Consider the following 23920-nt stretch of genomic DNA (forward strand, 5'->3'; position numbering starts at 1 on the left):
ACCGACTCCGGTACAAAGGAAGGCTTTAGATTTGTTGGGTGTCAGCCTAATATGTACCCAGTGAGCCTGAAACTGAAATCGCCCTAAGCGGGGATAGGCATACAGTGTAGCGATTTGTCAAAGGGGAACTTCAGATTAAAATCGCTGCTACACTTGCCTTGCGTCCGCCTACGCGGACTGGGTTATAACGGCGGTAGCTAACCCGAATTTGTTATAACACGCTGATTTCCCTGTTCCCTATTCCCTCTTTTAACAAGAACGTAGCCGCGCCAGCAAAACCACAATTTCATCAATTGCCTCACGGATGGTACTCACTGATTGATTGGATTGATTCACCATAATACTAAACACCAAGGGCTGATAATCGGGAACGTCTACATAGCCAGACAGGGCTGACACGCCAGTCATGGTTCCCGTTTTAGCATACACTCGACCTTGGGCTGGGGTATTCTGAAAGCGCTGTCGTAGTGTTCCTTCTACCCCAGCCACGGCTAAGGAATCTCGATAGGATTGTGCCATCGGAGTTCGTGCGATCGCCTGTAGGAGTTGTACGATAGCCGTGGGGCTAACCAGATTGTGGCGAGATAATCCGGAACCATCAGCAAGGACGTAGGACTCGGGTTCCACCCCTAATTCTGTTAAGATATCTCTAATCTGTTCCCGTCCAGCTTTAGCGGTTGACTCATTTGCCTCTTTTTCTGTCACACCTAGCGATCGCAATAAGGCTTCTGCATATAGATTATTACTGTTTTGATTGGTTTGGCTGATCAGTTCACTCAGGGGAGGAGATTCCACCGCCGCTAATTCAGTGTCTTCTTGAGCATTCGGTTCAGTTGTCACCAACCCTTGTTCCACCTGAATTCCAGCATCCGCTAACGCCAGACGGGAATGCTGGAGAAAATAGTCAGCCGGATTAGGAATTGCCACCGCCGTTAACCAAAGTCCTGCATCCGCCGCTAATTGACCGCGAATTCGTAATAATGGTTTACCTAGCACCCCAGAAATATTAATTGATTCTGCGGATTCGGCGTCAGTAGTAACGGTTTGATTTTCAATCTGCCATTGATTGGCTGCAATGGGATCAGCCCAATTCACGGTAAGGGGTTGTCCTATGTCTTGAGGCGTTAAGGTTAGTAATGCAGCATTTTCATTGAGAATTAAACTATTGACCGCCGTCCCATAATAAAATTGAATATCTGACCATTCCCAGGTTGGGTTAACCTTAGGTTCACTAAAATAACGATCTTCGACAATAAGCTGATCCACGCGCCGAATTCCCTGACGCTGAAGCTGTTGGGCTAAGTCTTTTAACTGATCTGTACTTAAACTGGGATCACCTCGCCCAACAACTCGTAATTGGGGTATAGTTCCTTCTGTTGGCGTGCCATAAACAGAGGTGCGAATGCGAAAATCAGCACCGAGTTGGGATAAAGCGGCGGCTGTGGTGAAGAGTTTGAGATTAGATGCGGGGATAAAATAGCGATCGCGTTCACGACTATAGAGGGGTGTGTCTGACAATAGGGGTTGGATCAAGATACCCCAACGGGCATAATCAAATTCGGGACGATTGGCGATCGCGTCGATGGAGGCTTTGAGATCCGCCGGACATATTGTCGGCGCTGTATCCGGGGATGGTTCAACTGTTGTCGGCGCATCCGTTTGAGCCGTGACTGGGGTGAGTTGGGTGACGAATTGCGCTTCAAGTAACAACAGCAACAGCAGCAGCAGTTGTTTGGGGTTAAACCTAGAGTCGTAAGGACGTTGATTGGGTTTGAACGAGAAAAGGGAATTGAACATGGACAGAGTTTTTGGTTATCTCTGATACTGTACAAGGAATCAAGGCAGGTTCGCTATCGGCAAGAGTATAACTTGACTCACCACCTCAATCTGGAAGGGGTTTGTCTTTTGAATTTCACCAAAACTCCTAATTTTGATTATCTTTAATAAAGTAAATAAAGTAATTTTATCCATAAAATACGGCAACAGTAAAGAATCTATTAATGCATACGCCGCCTATAGTGCGATTCTGTGTGGTATCGGCAAAGATATTAATGCAGGCTATTAATTTGGTTAATTAGCATTAAAGATGAAGATTCTGATTGAGAATGCTGGAGCGCAAAAAGGTTTGCCCGTAAAACATCCCATCCAGGCTAAATTCCCATAGAGTAAATCAAAAACCAGAATGACAAGCCTCTGACGCCTTATACTAAAGATTAACCTGCATAACGGGATTATGGACTATGGTATTGCAATCCCTAAGCCATTTCATTTTGAAGATTTCAGGAAAAATACCGCTTCGCGTTATTTTGGTTGTCCCCTTTGTCCTGCAAATTTTTACAGCCGTCGTGCTTGTTGGATATCTTTCCTTTAAAAATGGTCAAAAGGCAGTAGAAGATCTCGCCGGACAGTTGCAAGAGGAAATTAGCGATCGCATTGAAGAAAAACTCGCAAACTATTTTAACATTCCCAGCCTAATCAATCAAATCACCTCCCGGGCAATTCGCAGCAATTTATTACGTTTAGATAACCAAGCGTCCCTAGAACATTACTTTTGGAACCAAGTTCAAGTTTTTGATACAGTTAGCTACATTTACTTTGGCAATGAACAAGGTGGATTGGCGTCAGCGGGTCGCCTGGATGATGGTAGTTTGATTATTGAAGCCACTGATAATTTTGTCGCCGGGGACTATAAAATTTACTCAACCAATCATCAAGGTCAGCGTGTAGAACTGATTAGCGTTCAGGATCACCACGACAGCAGAATCCGACCCTGGTACAAAAATGCTGTGCAAGCGGGTCAGCCAATCTGGGGAGAAATCTACGCTTATGCGGCTTATCCGACCTTGGGAATTCCCTTTGTTGAACCCTTTTACGACCAGACTGGAAAAGTTCAAGGTGTTTTGTCCGTTGATTTAAACATTTCCCACGTTAGCGAGTTCTTGCGCCGCCTAGACATTGGTCGTTCTGGTGAAACCTTTATCATGGAACGTTCTGGACTGTTAGTGGCGAGTTCGACTCCCAAAAAACCCTTTAAAAAAATAGATAAAGAGATCACACGATTACAAGCCAGGGAATTAAATCAACCCTTAATCCGTTCGACTGCCCACTATTTAATCGACTACTTTGGTAATTTAAACCAGATTAGTCAGAGTCAACAACTTGACTTTAGGCTTGAAGGTCGGCGACACTTTGTTCAAGTCCACCCCTTTCAAGACGAATTTGGTTTAGATTGGCTGATTGTTGTCGTGGTTCCAGAAGCTGATTTCATGGAACAAATTTATGCCAATACTCGCACAACCCTATTACTCTGTATCGCTGCATTACTCGTAGCCACCTCAGCCGGATTGTTAACCAGTCGTTGGATTGCCCAACCCATTATGCAACTCAAAGCCGCAGCTATGGCGTTGTCAGAAGAGAAATTTGACCAGACTGTAAACTTAGACCGTTCTGATGAGGTGGGAGTGCTGGCGAAAGCGTTTAATCGCATGGCGCTTCAGTTACAAGAATCCTTTGTGGCTTTAGAGCGTAAAAATACTGAATTACAGCATCTCGACCAACTCAAAGACGAATTTTTAGCCAATACATCCCACGAACTCCGCACACCCCTAAATGGCATTATTGGCATTGCTGAATCTTTAATAGACGGCGCAGCCGGACAATTACCAACAAAAGCCCAAGAAAATCTCGCCATGATTGCCTCAAGTGGTAGACGATTGTCCAATCTGGTCAATGATATCCTGGATTTCTCGAAACTCAAACATAAAAACCTAGAATTACAACTTAAGCCCGTCGGCTTGCGAGCCATCGTTGATGTTGTCCTGAATACGTCTCAGCCACTGATTGGCAAAAAATCCTTACAGTTAATTAATTCAGTTCCTCCTGATTTCCCATTAGTTCATGCCGATGAAAACCGCTTACAACAGATTTTTTACAACTTAATTGGCAATGCTATCAAGTTTACAGAACAAGGGACAATAGATGTGTCAGTACAGGTTAAAAACCGCGATTATATGAGTATGAATATTGATAATACTCCAGTAGAATCCCAACAGGCTACCATTATCGTCGCTGACACGGGTATTGGTATACCAGAGAATAAATTAGAGAAAATATTTGAATCATTTGAACAAGCCGATGGCTCTACCAGTCGCAAATACGGCGGTACGGGTTTAGGTTTAGCCGTCACTAAGAAATTAGTGGAGTTACAAGGGGGAACAATTCGGGTGACATCCACAGTGGGTGTCGGTTCACAGTTTCGCTTTTCCTTACCGCTTTCCACTAAGCAAGGACAGAACGTTTCTCAAGTCTCACAAATTCCAGTTCTGGTTCAACATCCGCTGATTAAAGAAGAAGAAAAGGTAACTCCGTTAGAGTCGAGAGTCTGTTCACTAGAAGCCTTTAAAATTTTGGTCGTTGATGATGAACCCATTAATCTTAAGGTTTTAGAGAATCAGCTCTCTTTAGCCAACTATTCATTGATGTACGCGACCAATGGTTTAGAGTCTTTAGAAATTATTGAGAATGGGTTTAAACCGGATTTAATTCTATTAGATGTGATGATGCCTCGGATGACCGGGTATGAAGTCTGCCAGAGGCTTAGAGTCAAGTTTTTGGCGAGCGAATTACCGATTGTGATGTTAACGGCAAAAAATAGACCGACTGATTTAGTAGAAGGTTTTCTGTCCGGTGCTAATGATTATTTAATCAAACCGTTTTCTAAATCAGAATTACTCGCGAGGATCAAAACCCATATTCGTTTAACTCAGATTAACAAAGCCTATGGTCGGTTTGTTCCCCATGACTTTCTGCGCTTTCTGGGTCATGAAAGTATTGTGGATGTCCAATTGGGAGACCACATCCAGAAAGAAATGACCATTATGTTCTCTGATATTCGCTCATTTACAAGCTTATCAGAAGCCCTGTCTCCCCAAGATAACTTTAACTTCATTAATGATTATTTGAGTCGAGTCAGTCCAGTGATTCGGGAAAACCGTGGCTTTATTGATAAATACATTGGCGATGCGGTTATGGCACTTTTCCCAGAATCAGCAGATGATGCGGTTCGAGGTGCGATTGCGATGCAACAACAAGTTACCCGCTACAATGAGTATCGGCAGCAACAGGGTGATGTTCCGATTGCCATTGGTATTGGCTTACACACTGGGAGTTTAATGCTGGGGACGATTGGCGAACGGGAACGGATGGAAAGTACTGTGATAGCGGATGCTGTCAATCTGGCATCTCGTTTGGAAGGGTTGACCAAGGTTTATGGTGCGAATATTTTGGTTAGTGGACAAACCTTATTTCAACTGGAAGACTTTCAAAACTACAACTATCGATTCCTAGAGCGGGTTACTGTAGAGGGAAGAAAATTAGCTGTAGCCGTTTTTGAAGTCTTTGATGGAGATTCTCCGAAGAGTCAGCGTTTAAAGAGACAAACAAAAACTTTATTTGAACAAGGTGTTCTACTTTTTTATCAACAAAGGTTTGCAGCAGCAAAACGTATTTTTCGGGAAATCGTGAAAATTAATCCCCAGGACAAAGCGGCTGTTTTTTATCTAAATAAGAGTTTACCTGGCTTTCTTACAAAGATATGAAAAAAGGGGTCAAAATATACCAAACTCTAGAATAATATGATGTCCGGACTTACAGCAGATTTGGTGGTTGATGAGGTACAGTCTCTAAGCAAGATCCCCGACTTCTTGGAGAAGTCGGGGATCTGTATGTGTACCTCAGAATTTCGACAGGACTTCGGCGTGAGCGCTCAGTCGAGCCGTCGAACGCTCAATTGCCGCGAAGTCGAGATGTTGAAACCATTGCCCATTGCCTATTCCCTATTCCCTCTCCCCACCACAAGACTTATTCAGCAGCCCCTAAATACGATCACACTTGACTCAAGGCTTGCTGTAAACGGGATTTATCTTGTCCTTTCTGGTGTAGTAATACCCAAGACTCCATTAGATCAGGACCATGGACATCACCCGTAAGTCCAGCCCGCAAAGATCGCATGACTAAACCTTTCTTAACTTTTTGCTGTTTTGTCACCTGTTTGATGATTTGCCCTGCGGTTTCTGCACTAAATTCCGGCGTGTTGTCTAAGGCTTCCAAAACCGCGTTCAGTACATCTGTAGCCCCTTCTTTTTTAAGTTGCTCAATTGCATCTGAGGTCAACTCAACTGAGTCGGTAAAGAACAGTCGCGTCATCTCCACCGCATTCGGTAAGCGGGTCAGACTCGGACCAATCACAGCTGCTAATCGTTCTAACCAAGGGCGATTATTTTCCGGGTCAATCTCATACCCAGCTTCTTGCCAGTAGGGAATCAGTAACTCGACTAATTCTGATGGCGATTTTTTGTGCAGATATTGACTATTCAGCCAATCTAGTTTATCCCAGTCAAACTTTGCTCCCGCTTTATTCACCCGATCAAAACTAAACTGTTGGGCGGCTTCTTCTAGGGTGAAAATTTCCTGGGTTGAATCTGGTGGTGACCAACCCAATAGCGTCATATAATTTGCCATGGCTTCCGGGACAAACCCCATATTCTGAAACTCAGAAATCGAGGTCACACCATCGCGTTTAGACAGTTTTTGCCCTTGTGGATTCAGAATTAATGGTGTGTGAGCAAATTCGGGTACGGTTGCGCCAAGGGCTTCATACAGTAATATCTGTTTGGCAGTATTGGCAATGTGGTCTTCACCTCGGATGACATGGGTGATTTTCATATCCATATCATCAACCACAACCGCTAGATTGTAGAGAGGCTGACCAATTTCACCTTGGGATGCAGCCCGGGCAATTACCATATCCCCCCCTAAATCACTGCCTTTCCAGGTGAGTTTACCGCGCACCAGGTCATTCCAGACAATCTCACGATTATCGTCAATCTTAAACCGAATCACCGGCTGTCGTCCCTCGGCTTCAAAGGCGCTGCGTTGTTCTGGGGTGAGATTGCGGTGACGGTTATCGTAGCGAGGGGCTTCTTTGCGGGCTTTTTGGGCGTCTCGGAGTACCTTGAGTTCGTCTTCTGTGGTGTAACAGTAATAGGCTAATCCGTTATCTAAAAGGGTTTGAATGGTGTGGTGATAAAGGTCAGACCGTTTCGATTGAAAAACAGGTCCTTCATCCCAGTTGAGTCCTAACCAGGTGAGTCCATCCAATATATTCTGGGTATATTCGGGACGCGATCGCGTCTGGTCGGTGTCTTCGATGCGTAGAATAAACTGACCCCCGTGGTGTCGGGCGAATAACCAGTTAAATACGGCGGTTCTGGCGGTACCGATGTGTAGGTTTCCGGTGGGAGACGGTGCAATGCGGACTCTAACAGTCACAAGATCAATCTCTGGTTAGGGTTGGCTAAGTATTTTCCAGCTATTCATTGTAGCGCAGAGCGGCGCTAATTTGTCGTTGGCGCTGACTTGATGGTGATTTACCCACGGATAAAGTAGGAAGAATCACCCACCTTTGCTAATCATCAGGTGCTAAACACTCCCTCATCCATCCCCGAATTTCTTTTTCCAACCACTTCAATAACGTTTTTGCCTCCTGGTAAATCTGCACCCACCACATAAAAATCATGAGGATAGATCCAGTTCGTATCCATAGGACCATGAATTTGAATACCCGTCATTACCGCATACTTAAATATAGAAGAATCTAAGGGATTTAAGAGGGTTTCCACATCATCAGAAATAATCTGACAAGCCAACTTAGTCATCTCAACTAAATTCGGTTTTTCTCCATAATTTATAGTGGACAGTATTTTTTGTCGGATAATGGATTGTTCCAGATCCTCGATATCCATTTGCAGGTTAAGACGTCCTGATTCTAACTCGTTGACAATCGCTTCTAATGCACCACAGGCATGAGACGCTTTGTGGATACCTTCTCGATAAACCTTGCCAATTTCTCCGTCTCTAGAAATCGCAATATGAGGCATTGCTAAAAACGTAAAGCGGCGTATTCCATCGAAAATCGGAACGTGGTCTGTTGCGGCGGCTAAACCCGTTTTTCCCATCATCACGAACCCAGCAAGACTACAACAATTAAATGTTTTTCCCCAGTATCTAATTAATTCATTAAGTAACGGATCAGTAATTTCGTCCCGACAGAGTGCTGCCATTCCCATTGTATTTTCATCTTCAAAACCCAGGGCTTTTAAACAATGGAAAGTTTTTTTCATGTAATCTTCCATAGGTAATGCACCCGGAAAATACCGTTGAAGACATTCATGGAAAATTGGGTAAGTGCTTGAGTCATAACCCGTTAATGGCAACATAACACCTTGAGTATCCTATTATAATTTATCGAAAATTATATTATTGAAACATCGTAATTCAGCTAGAAATCCCGATGTTGCCAGTAGAGGGGTTGAGACAAACGATAATGCTATTGGATTCACTGCGAATCGAACTCACCCCGTAGCGGCTGAGCGAGTAGGCATTGCATTCTGTCTAAACTGAACCTACATTCTTTAAACATTTTACGGGACTGACGGGGCTCGAACCCGCAACTTCCGCCGTGACAGGGCGGTGCTCTAACCAATTGAACTACAGTCCCAATTTCCGAGCCGAATTCTATTGTTACGAAGATCTATGGATTTGTCAAGCCAGTGCAGAAAAATTTTTGTCGCTGGGTGTGCAGGGGGAAGCTGGGGAAGCTGGGGAAGCTGGGGAAGCTGGGGGAGATGAGGGAGATGGGGGAGATGAGGGAGATGAGGGAGATGAGGGAGATGGGGGAGATGAGGGAGATGGGGGAGATGAGGGAGATGAGGGAGATGGGGGAGATGAGGGAGATGGGGGAGATGAGGGAGATGGGGAAGCTGGGGGAGCTGGGGAAGATGAGGGAGATGAGGAAGATGAGGGAGATGAGGGAGATGAGGGAGATGAGGGAGATGAGGGAGAAGATTCCCAATGAACCATGAACAATCGCAGAAACAAATTCTGCCAAAAATGCTTCAACGACGATAAGTTAACCCGAACTCCTAATTCATGCCCAGAGGTTTCAACATCTCTATCTCTCCATCCATTCTCCTTGCCTTCTGTTTCAGCCTCGTTACCGCCGATGCTATCGCATTCCCCGATATCCAAAGCCATTGGGCAAAGGATTGCATTAACCAGATGGCATCTCGAAACCTAGTCACAGGTTACCCAGATGGCACGTTTCGCCCCAATGGTTCGATTACCAGGGCAGAATTTGCCGTGTTGATGCTGAATGCGTTCCCCGATGCCGAAGTTAAACGCAATGGAATCACGTTTACAGATGTGCCACAGAGTCACTGGGCATATCGGGCAATTCAAGACGCTTATCAACGGGAATTTTTCGCGGGTTATCCGGGGCGGATTTTTCAACCCAGTCAACCGATTCCCCGTGTGCAAGCGATTGGGGTTTTGGCTGGGGCGAAGAATTACAGCATTCCCCGTAATCCATACTCTACCCTGGGACAGTATTTCCAAGATGCCTCTGGTATTCCAGGATACGCTAGGAATGCGATCGCGGCAGCGGCGGTAAATACTCTGGTGGTGAATTATCCTACAGTACGACAGCTTCGCCCCAATGAACGGGCGACTCGGGGCGAAGTTGCGGCGCTATTATGTCGGGCGTTAAATATTTATGCGGTTCCGCCTGAGTATATTGCTGGGGTGGAAATTCATCCTCAACAGGTACGGACATTACCCGGAGGACTGAATTCTGTTCCCACATTTAATAGTAATTATCCGGAATTAGTCAGAAGCGAAGGAATTTTGTTATCCACGTTTTCCCCAACCCGAAAACGCATTCCTTCTGCCCATCTGAACTTTCCCTTTCAAGGACGTTTCGATATTTTTACCCATCATATCGCTAGGGCAGAAACTCAGGCAGAAACTCGTCCCCTTTATCAGGGATTACTGCTGCACAATCCTACCGCTAAACCCGTAACGGTTGAGGTTTTGCAAGCGGCGAGTTATTTAAGTACTCCCGATGCACCATTTATTGACTTACCGGATATAGTGGATAATCCCAATGGTAAGATTTATTCGGGACCCGGTAGTCGCACGATGAATGATGTACTGCGGGGGATTCGTCAGGACGGGTTTCCAGAACAATTGGTATTAGCAGCAGGGCAAACTAAACTCTTGATGAATCAGCCGATTCCTATCCGACGCGCACCAGCATCCAATGGACGTTCCACAATGATGCGGTTAAGCAGTAATGGTTCGGTTTATGTTGCTAATTTAGCCATGAAAGCGCCGCAAAACTCGAATGGTACATACCGCGCCCCGACATTAGCGGAATGGCAAACCTTGTTAGTCGAAGGGGAATTAGCCGAACCCCGTAATCTTACGCCAACCCCCCTTGACCCGCCTAGAGAACCGACGGTATTTGGACGAGTTGCCGGGATTTCTAAAGGAACCGAATGGTTAGCTGAGATTACCGATACCTTAGAATCGGATAATTTGAGCATTCCCCAACCGGGCAAGGCATTTTCTTATGTTTTAGGGACACTGCATTTAATTACATTGAATACGGGTCAAATTCAAAGTGCGCCAATGTTAGCCCGTTATCCGGATACGGCTTATTATGCTCATAGTAATTATGGCGTGGAATATAATCTAACATTACCCCTGAAAAATACGACCAGTCAATCGCAAACGGTAACAGTATCAATGCAAACGCCCTTAAAAGATGAGGCAGGGTCAGATAAATTACTGTTTTTGAATCCAACCGTTGATCAGGTCTTTTTTCGGGGAACGGTTCGGGTCAGTCATGAAGATAATCAAGGGAAAAGTCAGACACGCTATGTGCATTTAGTTCAGCGTCGGGGACAACCGTCTGATCCCTTAGTTACGTTAAATTTAGCGCCAGGGGAACAGCGAAAGGTAAACGTCGAATTTATTTATCCACCCGATTCTACACCGCCGCAGGTGTTGACGGTGAAGACGTTGGCGAGGTAACAGCCCTCACCCCCAGCCTCTATTCCAAGCTGGGTATAAAGTGCAACGACAAACCTGGCTTAAGCATACCATTCCTTTTACAATTTATTGCCATTAATGACACAAAATGAGCCGTTATTTCGTCAAAGGTTTAGAGGGTCATCTGCATTTCATATAGGGTCTTGAATAAGGCAGGGTGTATCTGCTTTCTTTCGCCTTGCTGACTCTGGGAAGGGAATGACATAGGGAGATCTCTGTCTCCCGTAGTCTAAGATACTTCTTATTCCTATTAGCGTAATTCAAGGAATTAAACAGGCTTATTTTTCCAACGGTTCGCCAGCCGCCTTCCAGCCATTAATACTGGGAGGAAAACTGCGAACATTCGTATACCCTAACAACCGCAACGCCGTCATACCAATTGCCGTGCGATGCCCACTCGAACAGTATAAAATTACAGGTTTATCCGTGGGAATTCTATCCAAATTTTTGGTTAGCGATCGCACGGGAACATTAATAGCGCCAGGAATGTGTCCTGAATCATATTCAGACGGTTCTCGCACATCAACCAATACGACATTATCCCGCTTTTTGAGCTTGTTCTTCAACTGCTTCACTGGCATCACTGTATAGTAATCTCGTGGTAGCGAATTCAGCAACTGATCGACCGCTGTATAGACTTCTGCGCTAGGTGGACTCGTCACCTTAGATTCTACGGCAGCTAGGGCAGATTTAGGAACGAATACACCACTCAATAGCGTTAAAACCAGTAACAATCCCAGGAGCAGTCCTGATACAACTCTTTTGCTTTCAATCATTGTTTTTCCTTGCTTTAGTTGTTTATTCATTGTTGGCATGTAGGATTTATTATCAGCAATATAATGGCTTATTTTTTTATTTAAGCAAAGCTAAAAGCCAAGCAAGTTAAATATTTTTAGCCCAATTATTGCTGTAATTAATCTCCCTAGTTATCTCATATTTACTAACCCATTCACTCCTGTTGCTAAACAGAAACCGCTAGATTTTCCTCCCAGCGGCGAGAACCGGATTCCCGACGAATATCTCGCCAAATCTGAGTCGCTGCTAAAGCACCATCTCCAGCCGCCACAACCACTTGATTTAACCCCACCTTCAAGTCTCCAATCGCAAAAATTCGCGGGTGAGACGTCCGCCCCATTTTATCGGTAATCAGATTACTACCCTTGACATCTAAATTGAATCCTTGGAGATAAGTATTGTGATAGCGTGACCCCATAGAAATTAATCCAGTTTCTAAGGAAATAATTGACCCATCCACTAACTCAACTCCCGTCATCTGGTGATTTTCACCCAGAAATTTCTTAATCGGGGTTTCCACCAAACGATAACCATGATTGTGCAGTTGAGAACGCATTGAGTCACTCACCTCAAACAGCCCATGGGTGAACACGGTGATATAAGGTGTAAACCAACTGAGATTAAACACCATTTCTTCAATACTGGCTTCACTAGCCGCAAAGAAACCACATTGTTTATCTGTCATTTCGTAGCCATCACAAACCATACAGACATGCAAGTTATATCCTGCATAATCAAAGACATTTTGCATATCCTCCAAAGGGGGTAAATTGTCGATAATGCCACTCGCAGCAATTAAGTATTTCGAGCGGAATACGGGGTAAATACTATTTTTACGACCCACTTTCACCTGCACGGCAAACCTATCTCCCTCATCCACCACTTCTTCAACATAACCATTCAGCATATCACCGTTTAAAGACGTGTAATGCTGTTTCCCTTGTTGCAACAGAACGCGACCTGGAGTATCTGGTGGTAAGCCTAAATAATTGTGCAATTCCTGCATCCAAAATGAGCGAGATTTACCTTTATCAATAATTAGGCTGGAAAGGCGAAATCGTTGTAGGTAGATTCCAGCCGAAAGTCCACCCGCGCCGCCACCAACGACAATCGCATCATAAATGTGATTCAGACGTTCAGGCAGATTTTTTTTCGTGAGTTGCATAGTTTTAATGGTTCTAGAGAACTGAGAATGAAACAAAAGTTATTTTTATGTTGGTGGGCAGTGCCCACCCTACGAAATTCTGTTATGACACATCTCTACTTTTAGTAGCCACCCCAGAAATATGAGGGCTAACAATTGGAAAAGGAACCTGAAACTGTTGATAATTTATATTCTCAAATCCCGCTTTTTCTAACGCAAGCCCGGTTTCCCGATTCGGGCGACAGCCATCAAACAGCGTTTTCCAAATCGGCTCAATGCTACCTTGAATCCGTCGTTGCCAACTGCCACATTCAGCCGCCACATGTTCAACAAACAAAAAGCGACCCCCTGGCTTGAGAACTCGCTGAATTTCTTGGACGGTTGTAGGAAGATTGCTGACGGAACAGAGAACGTAGGTACTGACAACAGCATCCACACTATTATCCTCAACCTCAATCCGTTCAGCCGACCCACTTTTTATATCAATCCGGTTCAACCCAACCTGTTCGGCTTCCTGTTCTAGGTAGGAATACATAAAGGGATTTGGTTCAACGCCTATCCAATGAATGTCAGTGGGATAATACTCTAAATTAACCCCAGCGCCTGGTCCAATTTCTAAAACCTTACCCTGCAAGTCGGCAAATAAAGCCTGTTTGAGTTGAGCTAGGGTAGAATGGCTACTGCAATTTGCCAATTGAATAGCATTTTCATCGGCGGCGTTTGCCTTCGCCATTCCCCAAGCAAATAATTGTTTGTACCAGTTTACACAGGGTTGTATTTTTAAGACCATAACGATTCATTCTTCACAATCAGGGAATTCCTATGGTAGCAAGTTAACATCAGGATTGTTTCCTATCAAAGCTTCACTTAAGAAGAATGGCGCTGACTTAAGCTGGGTTCGTAGTAGGCACTTTAGTGCCAGAAGCGCTAAAGCACTTACTACAAACTCTAAAGTCAGTAGCATTACACTTAAGAATGGGTTTGAATCTCTAATCCTAACCGTCGCCATTCCACCATACCGCCCGTGATGTTAAACACTTTAGCAAAACCCGATTTAGCTAGTTGTTTGGCAGCAATAGGACTACGATGGGCGGTTAAACAAATAACGGCAATGGGTTTGTCTTTGGGCAAATCTTGGAACCACTGTGGTAAAACCCAGCGGCGAAACATCGGGATCATGCCGATAATAATGCGGGGTAAACTGAGGTTAATTGCGCTGGGAGCGTGACCCATGGCATATTCAAACCCACTGCGGACATCGATAAGTAAAGGCTGATTTGCAGAGTGGACAAATTCTTGGGGAGAACAGTCTTTGACAGAGGGAGAGAAAGAGGAGACAGAATTCATAATTTATTCCCAATTCAACATGTTAAAACTCAATGGTGTTGCTGTTTCCGTAGACATATTTGACCGAAAGTCTATAGGAACGTGGGAAATACCAGGAAATCCAATACCCTTTCTTCGTAACATTGCACCTAATACTCATTCACCCCTCCCAACCTCCTCTTACTAAGGGGAGGTGCCGTAGGCGGTGGGGTAAAAGTGCAACGTCATACAAACTTGGTATCAGACAAAATAATTAAAGTTTACACCCACCACGGTGTTTCCCCAGTGCGGGGATCAGTTTCCGTCCAAGGCGCTATGCGGATGTAGTCGCCTTCTATATTAACCTGCACCAGTTTTAGGGGACGGTCAGCCGGACCCCGGACAACAGAACCATCGGGACTATAACGAGACCCGTGACAGGGACATTGAAATTGTTGGTCGGTATCGTTCCAGGGAAAGGTACAACCTAAGTGGGTGCAGTTATCGACAATTCCGATTGAGTCTAAGGTGTTATCGTCGGTAACGGTTAAATACGTCGGTTCACCTGCTAAACCCGCAACCAAAGCACGGGCGTCTGCACCTTGGGCGACGATTTGGGACACGGGGATGGGATTCCCTAATTTATCTTTGGCGATAATCGAACCATCTGCGCTTCCTTCTTGGGGTGGGACAAAGAATTTAGCGGCTGGATAGAGGGCGGCGCTAGCTGTGGCGGCGATGGTTGCTCCGGTGAGGAAGTTAAGAAGCTGTCGCCGAGACATTGAGGGACTTTGCATCGATAAACTGTCTTCCATGGATATCCTCCAACTTGTGTAAAAAAAATTTACGAGTCGTTACCTAGTTTAATAACCATCTAGTTATTTAGTCAAGTAACAAGATATTGGGAAGATGACCTGCTTCAAATGTAGGTAATTCTTGTAAGACTTACGCACAACCTCTATTTGTAGGGTGTGTTAGCGTAGATAACGCACTATTAACGCTATATATGGTGTAACTACGTAAGTCCCCTGACTTTTCAGGGGAAGTCTAGAAACCTGAGTCGGGGCGGGTTTAGTCACTTATAGGTGCAACTAAAAAGATGGTTGTGAAACCCGCCCCTACACAATTAATACTCACGTTGCGCCACATATCGTGAAAAAGTCAGACTTCCTACAGGTGTTTCGTTGTGGAGTGCAGCTCAGTCCATATAGATTGTAAATATAGTTACAAAGTTGTATAGTTTTAATAAACCGTGGTGTAACTATGGCTCATATTGTGGTAATCGGTGCGGGTATTGGCGGACTACCCACCGCTTACGAACTGCGGCATCTCCTGCCTCATGTCCACCGAATTACGTTAATTTGTGACAAACCTAAATTTACCTTTATTCCCTCTCTGCCTTGGGTTGCGTTTAATTTAACTCCACTGCAGCGAATTCAAGTAGACATTGCTTCTGTTGTCAAATCCCGTCAAATTGAGTTTGTCCAAGGTAAAGTAACGGGTATTGACCCCCAGGCTCAATGGTTAAGGGTGGGAGACAGGACTATTAATTATGACTATGTAGTGATTGCTACCGGGGCAGAATTAGCGCTAGATGCCATACCAGGATTAGGACCCGATCGCGGTTACACCCAATCGGTATGCAATCCTCACCATGCTTTAATGGCAAAAGAAGCGTGGGCGAAATTTCTGGAAAATCCCGGACCCTTGGTTGTGGGGGCGGTTCCGGGTGCAAGTTGTATGGGACCGGCTTATGAGTTTGCCCTATTAGCCGATTGGATACTGCGGCGACAAGGATTGCGAGAACAAGTACCGATTACGTTTGTCACCCCAGAACCTTATGCGGGTCATTTGGGAATTGGGGGTATGGCAGATTCGGCGGAGTTGGTGACTGAATTAATGCGCCAACGGCAGATTGAGGTGATTGAGAATGCTGAAATTACTGCCATTCATCCGCATCAGATCACCTTAGCAGAGGGTCATAGGCTACCCTTCCATTACGCCATGCTGCTACCGCCGTTCCGGGGACCAAGCTTTGTCCGAGATGTCCCTGGGTTGAGTGATCAGAAGGGTTTTCTACCTGTATTACCGACGTATCAGCATCCTTCATTTCCCTCTATCTATAGTGCAGGCGTAGTGGTGCAGTTATCGCCACCGGAACCGGAAAAGACACCGTTGCCTATCGGTGTGCCAAAAACGGGGCAAATGGCGGAGGCGATGGGTATGGCGGTGGCGCACAACATTGCTAGAGAATTGGGTGTGATTCAAGCTGCACCAATGACGCCTACGTTAGCAGCGATTTGTATGGCAGATTTTGGTGATACGGGAATTGTCTTCTTAGCTGATCCCGTTTTACCTAATCCGAAAACAGGTCAACGGCGACGTGCGATCGCCAAACGCGGTCGTTGGGTAAGCTGGTTAAAGATTGCCTTTGAGCGATTTTTCCTAACCAAGATGCGATGGGGGTTATCTGTACCTTGGTTTGAGCGTTGGGGTTTGCGTTTGTTGGGCTTATCCCTGGTAGAACCGATTCCAGTATCAAAGGATTATCCAATTGAGTCAAGTCTACAACCAAGATAAGCGATTAAATTAACAGTTTGGCGAATAAGTCCGCAAGAGTCCGGCTCAAGCTATACTAAGGTCTAAAGTTGGAGAACTAAGAGGTGGTAAGTGCAATGGTTCAAAAAATTGCCCTCTTTAATCACAAAGGCGGAGTTAGCAAAACTACAACCACATTTAATCTGGGTTGGATGCTTGCCTCAAAGGGAAAAACAGTAATTCTTGTAGATACTGACCCCCAGTGTAATCTAACGGGTATGGCTTTAGGGCAAGGAACAGAGAGCGACGAGGAAAGAATTGAAGCGATTTACAATACCCATTCAAATATTAGAACAGGGCTAGCACCAGCCTTTGAGTCACAGCCAAGGGCTATTGAGGCAGTAGACTGCATTCCCATTGAGGGACAAGAGCGACTGTTTTTACTGCCTGGTCATGTGGGTTTTGGTGAATATGAAGTCACATTGGGAATTGCTCAAGAGCTAAGTGGCTCAATTCAGGCTCTCAAAAACTTACCCGGCTCTATTACAGATTTATTGGAGAAAACTGCTGAAAAGTTTAGTGCCGATTATATTTTGATTGATATGAGTCCAAGCTTAGGATCAATCAATCAAAATTTACTAATGACCAGTGACTTTTTTGTCGTGCCTACTACTGCCGATTTCTTTTCTGTAATGGCAATTGATTCGTTAGCTAAAGTTTTACCTAAATGGTACGCATGGGCTAAACAAGCTAGTTCACTTCCTGTCTTTAAAGAAGCAGCCTATCCATTTCCTGACATTACACTACGCTTTTTAGGTACTATTGTTCAAAATTTTCGGATCATTCGCGGGAAAGAAACTGCTGCTTTTGAAACATGGATTAATAAGATTGAGCAAGACGTTTCCTCTAAGCTGATTCCAATTTTACGTCAAAATAGTATGTTAATTCCTGAACAATTATATGCTGAACATGGAATCAGTGACAGTTTTTGCTTAACAAAAATTTCCAATTTTAATAGCCTAATTGCTCTTTCACAGGAACATCAGACTCCAATCTATGCCCTCACGCCTCAACAATTAAGGCAAACAGGAAAAGTGTTAAAAAATAACCAAGCAAAGCAAGCTGAATTTCAAAAAATATTTGCAGAATTAGCCGATAAGATTATAGGACTCACTTCTCTTTCCTATGCAGTCAGCGCTTGATCAATTCCGAATCAGCATTGCTCGTGTTCGAGATCTGATTTCTATTCACAACTCTGTCAAAGCCCAATCAACTCCCGCCCTAGATTTGTCAGATATTTTGAGGGCTGCTCTGGTTCTAGCTGTGAGCGCCTTGGATTACTATGTCCATGAAGTTGTAATCCTAGGAATGCTAGAGATTCACAGGGGTCAGCGTTCCGAACCTAATCCTCCACGCAACAGTTCTCAATCTGCATTTTCTCGTTTTCAAGTTTCCCTAGGTGGCGCACGACAAGAACGATTGATAGCGATGGATATTGCATCCTGGTTAGAGAATGAAATTCAACAAAGTCAAGGTTCCTCATTTTTGCAGCAATCTCACACAGTCTCGGCTTTGCTCCCAGTTATATCAAGTGGCATTTTGAACAGACTGAATAATGCCTCTTGGCTAGAAGATGAAGTTCGAGAACGTCTTAGCTATCAAAGCTTTCAGCAACCCGAAAAAATAGCCGATGCCATTCGCCTAATTTCAGATAAAAAATTGTGGGAAGAGGTTGCTCAGAAGTTGGGCAGATCCGCCAAAGATGTTAAACAACAACTGAGTGCGATAGTTGATCGTAGAAACAAAATTGCTCATGAAGCTGATATCGATCCTACATATAATATTGGCAGCCGCTGGAACATTGATGAAAGTCTCGTCAGCGATGCAGTTAACTTTGTGGAGCAGGTTGTTGAGAGTATTCACCAAATCCTTTAAGTAAACTATGCCTGTAAAAACGAAGTCTCAAGTATTCTCTCTCTTGTATGAGCATCAACAAGAGTTACGGCGTTTTGGAGTCAAACAGTGTGGAGTGTTTGGCTCATTTGTTCGTGATGCAATCCACGAAAAAAGCGATGTTGATATTCTGGTGGTATTTGAGCCAGACCAGAAAACTTTTGATGACTTTATGCACTTGTCATTTTTTCTAGAAGATCTATTTGGTAGAGCCGTTGACCTGATTACTATCGAGTCGTTAAGTCCTTACATCGGTTCGCGTATTCTAGATAAGGTTGAGTATGTCTGTGTCAGCGCGTGAGTATTTACAGCATATCCTCGACGAAACCACCTACATTATCACAAGCTCTAGGGGTCTGGATAAAACTACTTTTGTGCAAGACGAAACCTTGAAACGGGCTTATGTTCGTAGCATTGAAGTAATTGGCGAAGCGGTTAAACAACTACCTGATACACTACGTCAGAACTATACCACAATTGAATGGCGTGCGATCGCGGGAATGCGTGACCGCTTAATCCATAACTACTTCGGCATTGATTACGATATTGTGTGGGACGAAGATATGATGAAATGTAAAGTTGTCCTACTATGAGTCAGACCGAATGCCCTCTGCTGTTTGTGTCCAACACGTCCAAAAAAACTACGATAAAATTCCTGTGGTTAATGACCTCTCCTTCACTATCGAATCGGGAGAGATATTTGGTCTACTCGGTCCCAACGGTGCGGGGAAATCGACGACGATTCGCATGTTAACCACTTTAACCCGACCCACTGAAGGGGAAATTGAGATTGCGGGTTATAATGTGGTGCGTCAACCGGCTGAGGTTAAGCAAAATATCGGCGTCGTGTTGCAACAAACAAGTGTTGATAACGACCTGACCGTTTGGGAGAATATGGAACTCCACGGACGTTTGCACCACATTTCCAATCCCCGACGGCAAACCCTGATTAACCAGTGGTTGGAGTATGTCGAATTAGCCCAAAGGCGGGATTCGCCAGTCAAAACCCTATCAGGTGGGATGAAGCGTCGCCTGCAAATTGCTAGGGCGCTACTGCACCAACCCAAAATTCTATTTTTAGATGAACCTACGGTGGGACTTGATCCCCAAACCCGTCGCCGCCTGTGGGAGATTATTCGCGATTTAAACCGCCAAGGAATGACTATGCTGCTGACGACGCATTACATGGACGAGGTGGAGGTGTTGTGTGATGCCTATGGGACGAGTCAGCCGGGACGCATCGGTATTATGGACTGTGGTAAGCTAATTGAACTGGGAACCCTGCAACAACTGAAAGCTAACCATGGTGAGGGGTTGCTGATGAAACAAATTGGCGATCGCTTCGAGTATAAGTTCTTTCCGACTCTAGACGATGCCAATGCCTACCTTGACAGCTTACCGGATAAAACGGGTATGATGGTTCGTCCCTCAAATTTAGAAGATATCTTTGTGGAACTGACGGGACGACAACTCGATTGATGAGCATTTCGGTACTTGCCAATCCTATAATCCCCAATCCTCAATCCCTAATCACTCAACACTCGGTAAGTAAGGGCGGGTTTTGAACCCAAGTTATCGTCAACAGCTTGAGCGAATTCCCTAAACCCGCCCCTACACACCCAAAACTCAACACTCGGTAAGGGCGGGTTTTGAACCCAAGTTATCGTCAACAGCTTGAGCGAATTCCCTAAACCCGCCCCTACACACCCAAAACTCAACACTCGGTAAGGGCGGGTTTTGAACCCAAGTTATCGTCAACAGTTTGGGCGAATTCCCTAAACCCGCCCCTACACACCCAAAACTCAACACTCGGTAAGGGCGGGTTTTGAACCCAAGTTATCGTCAACAGTTTGAGCAAATTCCCTAAACCCGCCCCTACACATTCAACACTCAAAACGTCCCTAATCCCCAATGCCTCGTCTAGCGACCCAAATTGAAGCGATTCTATACTTAAAGGGCAAACCCTTGTCCCTGACGGAAATTACTGAGTGTGCCAGATGCGATCGCTCGGCGGCAGAAGATGCTTTAATTGAACTGATGTCAGACTATGCCTATCGAGACAGCGCCCTAGAAGTCGTCGAGACGCCAAAGGGCTATAGCTTGCAGTTAAGGGCTTCATTTGCTACGTTAATGCAAAGTCTAGTGCCTGCTGAATTAGGTGTAGGAGCATTGAGAACCTTAGCCGCGATCGCCATTAAACAACCTATCGCTCAAACTGAACTGATCGACTTACGCGGTAGTGGTGCGTATCAACATGTTCAAGAACTCATCTCCCTAGGATTTGTCAGCAGACGCCGACAAACCGATGGTCGTTCCTACTGGTTGCAAGTGACAAATAAATTTCATCAACACTTTGAACTCGATAACCTCCTACCGTCCCTACGGACGTCCTCTCAATCTTAAGCACCACTTCTCAATCTTAAGCACCACTTCATCTGATCTTATCCTTCAGCCGGAAGGACAATCCTGAATTTCTTCCTTAAGAACTAGGACTGTTTAACCAAAGTACCAAGTCGGTAGCTAGTACAATCGTTTAGAGTAGAAACAAGTAAGTCACATCTTTTAATTTCTAATGGTATTTAACTCTGACTTCCTCAATTCTCCCCCTGAAGATGACGCAACCAACCAACTCCTGAACTATCTCCAACACCAATCCCCCGATGTGCTGTCCCAGGTTGCCAAATCTGCCAGCCCGGAAATTCAGCAAATCATTTCCCAGAATGTCCAAGGACTGGTGGGAATGCTTCCGTCTGAGAGTTTCAATGTACAAGTTACCACAGATCGCGAAAATTTAGCTGGATTGTTGGCTTCGGCGATGATGACGGGCTATTTTCTGCGTCGCATGGAACAACGCATGGAACTAGAAGACAATATGACTGACACCATGAATTGGCATGGGCAATCCCATTACAACGACCACTCTAACGGTTCTTCCCTCTAAACTCATTCGTGTAAAAGCCTAATAGAGTCATGGAAAAGCTATTCCCCCGTCTAATGAAGACGGGAGGCGGGGGATTGGGCTGCCGTAAAGGGCAGTGGTTTTTGTGTAATTTACTACCATAGCGCGGCGGAAGCAACTCACCCGTTAACCCTAGACGACAAAGCAGATATAGCTGTCGCCCTCCAGGTTAAGACTTTCTACGGCTGAAACGAGAAGGTATCCGTAAGAACACTTCTGCCTCCTCCCAAGTAGCGCTAAAGCGAGTATAATTAATACGATAAATTAGTGGATCGTCAGTCTTGATATCCAGCAAAATTTTCCTAACATGAACAACTTATTGCCAATTATTACCGGATTTGTTTTAATCTACGCTTTACTCGTTTTGGTGGGTGGCGTAATCGGGTATGTCAAAGCCAAAAGCCAAAAATCCCTAATTTCGGGTATCAGTAGTGGTCTGGGACTGTTGGTGGCTTGGTGGCTTTGTCGGATTATCCCCATTATGGGACTCGGACTCGCCACATTAATTTCTCTAGTGTTATTTATCGTTTTTATTATTCGCCTTTTCCGCACCCGCAGCTTTATGCCTTCTGGCATGATGATGGTTTTTTCGCTAATGGCTACCGTACTCTTTTCTGTAGGATTATTAGCAGCAGAGGGTTTCTTGCAATAGAAGAGTATCTTTTCTCAATAACCCGGACGCTCAAGCAAAGTAGCAGGCGATAAGATGAGAAAATCTTTTAAAACTCCTTATCTTGTACTTCCTATCTTATTGGGCTGCTGCTTTTTCATTTATTTCATCAGTTCGGGTCAATATCCTTGGCTCAAATCCTTTTCTTTAGATATTGCCTCAGAAATTACTGGCATTCTAATTGTCGTCTTTTCGATTGATCGGGTCATTGCGATCGATCAAGAAAATCAACGCAGAAAACTAGAAGCTGTGGCATTCCTGCAACTAAGGAGACCGCTTCGGCGTCACTTTTATTTATTTTTTAATATGTTTAAGGCAGCTATTGCCGAAAAACCCGATAAAAATTATCAAACCGTCGTTGACTTATTTGATCATACATTTTTTGAAGAATTAGCGTTTCTTGATTTTTCAAAACCAGCCCCTGTCTTGGGTGCAATTGAAGCGGATTGGTCAGATTATCTATTACGTGAATGTTCGCAGTTTAAGGATTCCTTAAACCGCACTATGGAAAAATATTGTTTATTTTTACAACCTGAACTCATTGAATTGATGGAAGAAGTTATTAATTCCCCATTTCTTTGGATTGTCTTCAATGCGCCTGTAATTCGGCAATTCAGTGCAAAAAACAATACATCGAATTCTTATAATTTATTAGCCCGACAAGAAATTAGGGATTTACTGAAAGAGTATATTCAACTTATTACAGCGTTATTAGAGCAATATAATCAAAGAGTTCCCGAAGACAAGCAAATTAAAATTTCTGATGAATTATGGGCAAAGGAAGTTCTACCCAAAATTGGTAGTGGTCGAATCTAAGTAGGTGGACATAATTAACGTGAACGGTGAAGACCGTCATTCGTCATTTGTCATTTGTCATTTGTCATACTCACTTCACGAGAAGTAAGCTAAGTCTAAATAATTCATAAGCCCTAATTAATTCTATTAAATGACTCGAATCCATCCCCGATGTAAACCTTCATAAATCCGTTCAACTAAGTGTTCCTCTTCCATTGAGAGTGACTGTTTCGATAAAAGAGCTGACATAAACAGTTGTTGATCAATCCAGCTAATTTGGCGCATATTAATAATGCGATGGGCAATTTGCTGGACGGGAAATTTGGGAAAGCAAACTTGAGCAGATTTCATTGGGTCTTTGGCAACGTGGTGTATCTCTCCTTGTATAAAATATATTAAAGAACTTATCGATTTTTTAACGTGATCAAATCAGCGGATTGTCAGTGATTATGACTTAACCAAAATTGTGATAAGTATTGATTCGCCAAGTGATGCTTCCTGAGGAAGGATTATGATAAGTTTGTCTTTTTTAGGTGATCTAAATCACAAAATATTGGGAGTGACACTATGACTTAAGCTGAATGGCACACTCCCTAAGGCTGGTGGGCAATGCCCACCCTACGGATATCTTAAGTAGGTTGGTGGAAATAAACTTAACTATGTTCAGTTATATAACCTAGACTCCGCACTTCAACTTGAAGTACAAGAAACTACATATCCAATCAAGGGAAAAAGTCTGAAAAATTAAACACTTGAATATCTTCTAAAGAAACAGTAATTGTTTTTGGGACTCTTGAGAGTTTTTTTGAGC

The 23920-nt window shown here is 44.2% G+C and carries 22 protein-coding genes and 1 tRNA gene; 13 read left to right on the forward strand and 10 right to left on the reverse strand.

All coding sequences use genetic code 11. From position 1 onward, the window contains the following. Window positions 1-249: 249 nt before the first annotated feature. A complete protein-coding gene (gene dacB, locus RIB93_RS20390; protein WP_446375038.1) occupies window positions 250-1797 on the reverse strand; it encodes a D-alanyl-D-alanine carboxypeptidase/D-alanyl-D-alanine endopeptidase in 1548 nt (515 codons plus the stop codon). Between the two features lie 443 nt (window positions 1798-2240). On the opposite strand from dacB, the gene RIB93_RS20395 reads away from it, so the two are divergent. Continuing rightward, window positions 2241-5597, forward strand: coding sequence for an ATP-binding protein (locus RIB93_RS20395; RefSeq protein ID WP_446375040.1), 3357 nt, complete (start codon window positions 2241-2243; stop codon window positions 5595-5597). Between the two features lie 286 nt (window positions 5598-5883). Here RIB93_RS20395 and gltX read toward each other — a convergent pair whose 3' ends face one another. The 3 genes from gltX to RIB93_RS20410 all read right to left on the reverse strand — a co-directional run bounded on the left by gltX (window position 5884) and on the right by RIB93_RS20410 (window position 8557). After that, on the reverse strand, window positions 5884-7329 hold the full coding sequence (gene gltX / locus RIB93_RS20400) for a glutamate--tRNA ligase (protein WP_446375042.1): 1446 nt from the start codon (window positions 7327-7329) through the stop codon (window positions 5884-5886). 143 nt (window positions 7330-7472) lie between these two features. Further along, window positions 7473-8276, reverse strand: coding sequence for a hypothetical protein (locus RIB93_RS20405; RefSeq protein WP_446375044.1), 804 nt, complete (start codon window positions 8274-8276; stop codon window positions 7473-7475). Between the two features lie 207 nt (window positions 8277-8483). Continuing rightward, window positions 8484-8557 (reverse strand) — tRNA-Asp (locus RIB93_RS20410). On the opposite strand from RIB93_RS20410, the gene RIB93_RS20415 reads away from it, so the two are divergent. Next, window positions 8543-8914: a hypothetical protein gene (locus RIB93_RS20415; RefSeq protein WP_446375046.1), complete on the forward strand. Its 372-nt coding sequence runs from the start codon at window positions 8543-8545 to the stop codon at window positions 8912-8914. The genes RIB93_RS20410 and RIB93_RS20415 overlap by 15 nt on opposite strands. Before the next feature lie 74 nt (window positions 8915-8988). Further along, window positions 8989-10932 (forward strand): DUF3370 family protein, encoded by a 1944-nt coding sequence (locus RIB93_RS20420; RefSeq protein WP_446375048.1) that lies wholly within the window; start codon window positions 8989-8991, stop codon window positions 10930-10932. A 296-nt stretch (window positions 10933-11228) separates the two neighbouring features. On the opposite strand, the gene RIB93_RS20425 is transcribed toward RIB93_RS20420, so the two are convergent. The 5 genes from RIB93_RS20425 to petC all read right to left on the reverse strand — a co-directional run bounded on the left by RIB93_RS20425 (window position 11229) and on the right by petC (window position 15009). Then, a complete protein-coding gene (locus tag RIB93_RS20425) occupies window positions 11229-11726 on the reverse strand; it encodes a rhodanese-like domain-containing protein (RefSeq protein ID WP_446375050.1) in 498 nt (165 codons plus the stop codon). Between the two features lie 185 nt (window positions 11727-11911). Beyond that, window positions 11912-12910 (reverse strand): NAD(P)/FAD-dependent oxidoreductase, encoded by a 999-nt coding sequence (locus RIB93_RS20430; protein ID WP_446375052.1) that lies wholly within the window; start codon window positions 12908-12910, stop codon window positions 11912-11914. An 82-nt stretch (window positions 12911-12992) separates the two neighbouring features. Then, window positions 12993-13679: a class I SAM-dependent methyltransferase gene (locus RIB93_RS20435; RefSeq protein ID WP_446375054.1), complete on the reverse strand. Its 687-nt coding sequence runs from the start codon at window positions 13677-13679 to the stop codon at window positions 12993-12995. 179 nt (window positions 13680-13858) lie between these two features. After that, window positions 13859-14236, reverse strand: a complete 378-nt coding sequence (locus RIB93_RS20440; protein WP_446375056.1) for a rhodanese-like domain-containing protein — start codon at window positions 14234-14236, stop codon at window positions 13859-13861. Between the two features lie 239 nt (window positions 14237-14475). Further along, on the reverse strand, window positions 14476-15009 hold the full coding sequence (gene petC / locus RIB93_RS20445) for a cytochrome b6-f complex iron-sulfur subunit (RefSeq protein ID WP_446375058.1): 534 nt from the start codon (window positions 15007-15009) through the stop codon (window positions 14476-14478). Between the two features lie 448 nt (window positions 15010-15457). On the opposite strand from petC, the gene RIB93_RS20450 reads away from it, so the two are divergent. The 10 genes from RIB93_RS20450 (at window position 15458) to RIB93_RS20495 (ending at window position 23130) form a co-directional block, all read left to right on the forward strand. Beyond that, a complete protein-coding gene (locus RIB93_RS20450; RefSeq protein WP_446375060.1) occupies window positions 15458-16774 on the forward strand; it encodes an NAD(P)/FAD-dependent oxidoreductase in 1317 nt (438 codons plus the stop codon). A 95-nt stretch (window positions 16775-16869) separates the two neighbouring features. Further along, window positions 16870-17934, forward strand: coding sequence for a ParA family protein (locus tag RIB93_RS20455; protein ID WP_446375062.1), 1065 nt, complete (start codon window positions 16870-16872; stop codon window positions 17932-17934). Further along, a complete protein-coding gene (locus RIB93_RS20460; protein ID WP_446375064.1) occupies window positions 17918-18667 on the forward strand; it encodes a HEPN domain-containing protein in 750 nt (249 codons plus the stop codon). The genes RIB93_RS20455 and RIB93_RS20460 overlap by 17 nt, the downstream gene beginning before the upstream one ends. Window positions 18668-18674: 7 nt before the next feature. After that, window positions 18675-18986, forward strand: a complete 312-nt coding sequence (locus RIB93_RS20465) for a nucleotidyltransferase family protein (protein WP_446375066.1) — start codon at window positions 18675-18677, stop codon at window positions 18984-18986. Beyond that, the gene (locus RIB93_RS20470; protein ID WP_446375068.1) at window positions 18967-19278 is read left to right on the forward strand and encodes a HepT-like ribonuclease domain-containing protein; all 312 of its coding nucleotides are present in this window, start codon (window positions 18967-18969) and stop codon (window positions 19276-19278) included. The genes RIB93_RS20465 and RIB93_RS20470 overlap by 20 nt, the downstream gene beginning before the upstream one ends. Before the next feature lie 10 nt (window positions 19279-19288). Then, on the forward strand, window positions 19289-20164 hold the full coding sequence (locus RIB93_RS20475; protein ID WP_446375070.1) for an ABC transporter ATP-binding protein: 876 nt from the start codon (window positions 19289-19291) through the stop codon (window positions 20162-20164). A 432-nt stretch (window positions 20165-20596) separates the two neighbouring features. After that, window positions 20597-21088, forward strand: coding sequence for an SMC-Scp complex subunit ScpB (gene scpB, locus RIB93_RS20480; RefSeq protein WP_446375072.1), 492 nt, complete (start codon window positions 20597-20599; stop codon window positions 21086-21088). 169 nt (window positions 21089-21257) lie between these two features. Then, complete coding sequence (locus tag RIB93_RS20485) at window positions 21258-21626, forward strand: DUF760 domain-containing protein (protein WP_446375074.1); 369 nt, start codon at window positions 21258-21260, stop codon at window positions 21624-21626. Between the two features lie 325 nt (window positions 21627-21951). Next, window positions 21952-22296: a TMEM14 family protein gene (locus RIB93_RS20490; protein ID WP_446375076.1), complete on the forward strand. Its 345-nt coding sequence runs from the start codon at window positions 21952-21954 to the stop codon at window positions 22294-22296. Window positions 22297-22350: 54 nt separating this feature from the next. Then, window positions 22351-23130, forward strand: coding sequence for a hypothetical protein (locus RIB93_RS20495; RefSeq protein WP_446375078.1), 780 nt, complete (start codon window positions 22351-22353; stop codon window positions 23128-23130). Window positions 23131-23256: 126 nt separating this feature from the next. Here the strand turns inward: RIB93_RS20495 and RIB93_RS20500 are convergent, their stop codons facing one another. Continuing rightward, window positions 23257-23460 (reverse strand): hypothetical protein, encoded by a 204-nt coding sequence (locus RIB93_RS20500; RefSeq protein WP_446375080.1) that lies wholly within the window; start codon window positions 23458-23460, stop codon window positions 23257-23259. Window positions 23461-23920: the final 460 nt, after the last annotated feature.

Origin of the sequence: Coleofasciculus sp. D1-CHI-01 (genome assembly GCF_040218875.1) — a bacterium.
Lineage (GTDB): Bacteria > Cyanobacteriota > Cyanobacteriia > Cyanobacteriales > Coleofasciculaceae > Coleofasciculus.

Bases quoted from the DNA above. Each gene is read 5' to 3' on its own strand.
- RIB93_RS20465 (WP_446375066.1), top strand. From the start codon at position 18,675: ATGCCTGTAAAAACGAAGTCTCAAGTATTCTCTCTCTTGTATGAGCAT.
- RIB93_RS20490 (WP_446375076.1), top strand. From the start codon at position 21,952: ATGAACAACTTATTGCCAATTATTACCGGATTTGTTTTAATCTACGCT.
- RIB93_RS20485 (WP_446375074.1), top strand. From the start codon at position 21,258: ATGGTATTTAACTCTGACTTCCTCAATTCTCCCCCTGAAGATGACGCA.
- petC (WP_446375058.1), bottom strand. From the start codon at position 15,009: ATGGAAGACAGTTTATCGATGCAAAGTCCCTCAATGTCTCGGCGACAG.
- RIB93_RS20475 (WP_446375070.1), top strand. From the start codon at position 19,289: ATGCCCTCTGCTGTTTGTGTCCAACACGTCCAAAAAAACTACGATAAA.
- RIB93_RS20460 (WP_446375064.1), top strand. From the start codon at position 17,918: ATGCAGTCAGCGCTTGATCAATTCCGAATCAGCATTGCTCGTGTTCGA.
- RIB93_RS20455 (WP_446375062.1), top strand. From the start codon at position 16,870: ATGGTTCAAAAAATTGCCCTCTTTAATCACAAAGGCGGAGTTAGCAAA.
- RIB93_RS20435 (WP_446375054.1), bottom strand. From the start codon at position 13,679: ATGGTCTTAAAAATACAACCCTGTGTAAACTGGTACAAACAATTATTT.
- dacB (WP_446375038.1), bottom strand. From the start codon at position 1,797: ATGTTCAATTCCCTTTTCTCGTTCAAACCCAATCAACGTCCTTACGAC.
- RIB93_RS20425 (WP_446375050.1), bottom strand. From the start codon at position 11,726: ATGATTGAAAGCAAAAGAGTTGTATCAGGACTGCTCCTGGGATTGTTA.
- RIB93_RS20495 (WP_446375078.1), top strand. From the start codon at position 22,351: ATGAGAAAATCTTTTAAAACTCCTTATCTTGTACTTCCTATCTTATTG.
- RIB93_RS20450 (WP_446375060.1), top strand. From the start codon at position 15,458: ATGGCTCATATTGTGGTAATCGGTGCGGGTATTGGCGGACTACCCACC.
- RIB93_RS20405 (WP_446375044.1), bottom strand. From the start codon at position 8,276: ATGTTGCCATTAACGGGTTATGACTCAAGCACTTACCCAATTTTCCAT.
- RIB93_RS20420 (WP_446375048.1), top strand. From the start codon at position 8,989: ATGCCCAGAGGTTTCAACATCTCTATCTCTCCATCCATTCTCCTTGCC.
- RIB93_RS20395 (WP_446375040.1), top strand. From the start codon at position 2,241: ATGGTATTGCAATCCCTAAGCCATTTCATTTTGAAGATTTCAGGAAAA.
- RIB93_RS20500 (WP_446375080.1), bottom strand. From the start codon at position 23,460: ATGAAATCTGCTCAAGTTTGCTTTCCCAAATTTCCCGTCCAGCAAATT.
- RIB93_RS20440 (WP_446375056.1), bottom strand. From the start codon at position 14,236: ATGAATTCTGTCTCCTCTTTCTCTCCCTCTGTCAAAGACTGTTCTCCC.
- RIB93_RS20430 (WP_446375052.1), bottom strand. From the start codon at position 12,910: ATGCAACTCACGAAAAAAAATCTGCCTGAACGTCTGAATCACATTTAT.
- RIB93_RS20470 (WP_446375068.1), top strand. From the start codon at position 18,967: ATGTCTGTGTCAGCGCGTGAGTATTTACAGCATATCCTCGACGAAACC.
- scpB (WP_446375072.1), top strand. From the start codon at position 20,597: ATGCCTCGTCTAGCGACCCAAATTGAAGCGATTCTATACTTAAAGGGC.